This is a genomic window from Wolbachia endosymbiont of Madathamugadia hiepei (genome assembly GCF_013366855.1).
In the GTDB taxonomy this organism is placed as follows: Bacteria; Pseudomonadota; Alphaproteobacteria; order Rickettsiales; family Anaplasmataceae; genus Wolbachia.
Window position 1 is genome coordinate 1 of the sequence record NZ_WQMP01000105.1, and the last position, 3,603, is coordinate 3,603.

At 36.8% G+C, this 3,603-nt stretch carries 2 protein-coding genes; both read right to left on the bottom strand.

What is annotated here, in order from left to right:
• Positions 1–66: 66 nt before the first annotated feature.
• The gene (locus GO685_RS04095) at positions 67–249 is read right to left on the bottom strand and encodes a hypothetical protein (protein ID WP_175937685.1); all 183 of its coding nucleotides are present in this window, start codon (positions 247–249) and stop codon (positions 67–69) included.
• Positions 250–303: 54 nt separating this feature from the next.
• Positions 304–3,114, bottom strand: a complete 2,811-nt coding sequence (gene uvrA, locus GO685_RS04100) for an excinuclease ABC subunit UvrA (RefSeq protein ID WP_175937686.1) — start codon at positions 3,112–3,114, stop codon at positions 304–306.
• Positions 3,115–3,603 lie beyond the last annotated feature (489 nt).

Consider the following 3,603-nt stretch of genomic DNA (forward strand, 5'->3'; position numbering starts at 1 on the left):
AAAATCAAGAACTTTAGACGTGTTTTTTCTCGATTTGACAAGACTGCTGAGGTTTTTATGGGTTTTTTAAACTTCGTTGGTTCTCTCATATAGCTTCTCTAAAATTTTGTTCACAGAGACTAGAACATTATCAATATAATGTACAGATTTATAGAAACTACTTTCTGGAGTTAGTGTGAAATCTTCTATTTTCTTAGCAGGCACAATTCCATATTCAACATACCTTTTAAAATATTGATATACTGACATTACCCTATTCAAATCATAAATATGCAGCGTAGCCTAATATAATTAAAAAATAGTTTATGCTCTATCTGACAAATATGGTTTAAGATACTTGCCTGTAACACTTCTTGGTATGTCTATTATTTCTTCTGGAGTTCCTACAGCAACTACTCCTCCGCCTTTTACTCCACCCTCTGGGCCGATGTCTATTACGTAATCTGCAGTTTTTATAACGTGCAAGTTGTGTTCGATAACTATAACAGTGTTTCCAAAATCAACTAGCTTATGGAGAATTTTTAGTAAGTTGTTTACATCTTCAAAATGCAATCCAGTCGTTGGCTCATCAAGAATATACAATGTTCTTCCGGTAAATCGTTTTGATAGTTCCTTAGATAACTTTATTCGTTGTGCTTCACCCCCAGATAACGTTGTTGAGGGCTGTCCAAGTGTTATATAGCCAAGCCCCACTTCCTGCAAAGAAACTAACTTTTCTTTTACTATTGGAAGGTTTTCAAAAAAATCACAAGCTTGATCTATCGTCATATCAAGTACATCAGAAATTGATTTTCCTTTGAAAGTAATCTCTAGCGTTTCTCGGTTATATCGCCGACCTTTACATTGCTCACACTTCACATAAACGTCCGGCAGAAAATGCATTTCTATTTTTAAATGTCCATCACCTTTGCACGCTTCACACCTTCCCCCCTTAGTATTAAATGAAAATCGACCTATGTTGTAACCTCGTGCTTTTGACTCTGGAAGACCTGCAAACCAATTTCTTATATGAGTGAACATACCAACATATGTTGCTGGGTTTGACGCAGGAGTTCTACCAATTGGTGACTGGTCTATTTCTATAATTTTATCTACATATTCAAGGCCTTCTATCTTATCGCATTGACCATACTTTGCAGACGAATGATATATCTTATGTGCTGAATATTTGTATAGTGTTTCTATGACTAAACTTGATTTCCCCCCTCCCGATATTCCAGTAACACAAATAAAATTCCCTATAGGAAATTCAACGTTTATATTTTTTAAGTTATTCTCACACGCATTAATTACTTTTATGGACTGAGTCGTTTGTTTTCTTCTTTTTGGAATTGAGATTTCCCTCTTTCCACTCAAATATTGCCCTGTTATGCTCTCCGAATTTCTTTGAACCTGATCTGGTGTTCCTTCTGCAACAATCTTTCCTCCATTTACACCAGCTCCAGGCCCAATATCAATTACATAATCAGCAGCCATCATCGTATCTTCATCATGCTCAACGACAATTACAGTATTTCCTATATCCCTCAGGTTCCTAAGTGTGGCAATCAATCGATCATTATCACATTGATGAAGGCCTATCGATGGTTCATCAAGCACATACAGCACTCCTGTTAAACCAGAGCCAATTTGTGAAGCAAGCCTGATTCTTTGGCTTTCACCGCCAGAGAGAGTGCTAGACTCACGGTCAAGTGTAAGGTAGTTTAACCCTACATTTTTCAAGAATGTTAGCCTCTTGATTATTTCACTTAATATTTTATTTGAGATTTGCTTTTGTTGTTCTGTGAGCTTGCCTGGCAGATTTTCAAACCATTTAAGGGATTCATCGATGCTAAGCCTAGATATTTCACCTACGTGTTTGCCATCAATTTTTACCGTAAGTGCCTCTTTTCTCAATCTATAGCCAGCACATTCTTTACAATGAAAAACAGAACAGTATTGCTCAATAAGTGTTCCATCATAATCCATCTGGTTTTCTAATATACTAACTAAACCGTGGAATCTCATCTCTCTAGAACCAAAGAGTATCACATCCTTCGCGCTTTGATCTAAGCTCTTCCACGGAACATCAAGACTGAATTTGCAATTTTCAGCTAGTGACAGGATTGCATTTTTTAGAAACCCATAACCTGTATGCACTTGACGGAACATTGACCCCACTGGCCTCAAAGCACCTTCAGATATTGAGAGCGTTTCATCTGGCACTATCAGCTTTATATCGATAGCCAGCTTTTTACCAAGCCCATTACATGAACAACATGCGCCGTAGGGGCTGTTAAAAGAAAATAGTCTTGGTTCTATTTCCTCAAGAGTGAAACCGGACTCCGGACATGCAAAATTCTCTGAGAAAGTTAAAACTTGATCATTTCTATACTCAGAATCATGATTATTAGGCAAGTTCACTATTTCTGCATACATTAAGCCATGACCAAGTCTTAACGCTGATTCTATGCTGCTTGGCAGTCGATTTCCTATGTCGTCTGATATTGACACCCTATCTGCAACCACAAAGATATCGTGCTTTTTGTTTTTATCGAGCTTAGGTAAATCATCCATATTATGTATTTTACCATCTATTTTTAGTCTTACGTACCCTTGCTTTTTAATTTCCAATATCTCTTTGAGGTGTTCTCCCTTTCTGCCACGCACGATGGGAGCGAGTATATATACTTTAGTTTCTAAAGGTAACGCCATTATGGTATCTACAATTTGAGACACAGTTTGTTTCGTTATTGGTAGTCCAGTTGTAGGTGAATAAGGAATCCCTATTCGTGCGTATATTAAGCGTAGGTAGTCGTAAATCTCAGTGACGGTCCCAACTGTTGATCTTGGATTTTTCGAGATCGATTTCTGGTTGATAGATATTGCAGGAGAGAGGCCTGTGATCGACTCAACATCTGGTTTATCCTGAATGTTGAGAAATTGACGTGCATAAGCCGAAAGACTCTCCACATACCGACGCTGGCCCTCTGCATAAATCGTATCAAATGCGAGGCTAGATTTGCCAGAACCGCTGAGTCCAGTTATAACAACTAATTTATTTTTCGGTATGTTAACATCTATACCTTGCAGGTTATGCTCCCTTGCACCTTTAATTCCAATAAAATCATCCATACATCAGGTATTTTTGAACATTATAGCCTCAAAATACGTGAATTTACAGTAACTTTCTACTATTTTTTTTTAACTATTATGGGAAATTACACGAACATAGACCTACAAGAGTGACATCGCCCAAGTGCTGGCTGAATTCAGATTTTTTAGCCATAGAAACAGAACTAAAAAACTACTTGACAAATTCCTTCAGTTTCCTTATTATAGTATTGGAGCTATTCATTTAGCTTCAATCTATGCAGATTAAACGACGAAAGTATCACGGTTGGTGTCTTATGTTTAATTTTTTGCACTATGTGCACCTCATGTCTTTATAAACTTTCAAGGTTTTTACCTAATATAAGCTAAAATGCGCTTGTTAAAGCGTTTAAGACAATAAAAAACGCCAATTTAAAAGATAGCTAGTTATTCACTATCTATCTTTTAAATTGGCGTTTTTTATTGTCTTAAACGCTTTAACAAGCGCATTTTAGCTTATATTAGGTAAAA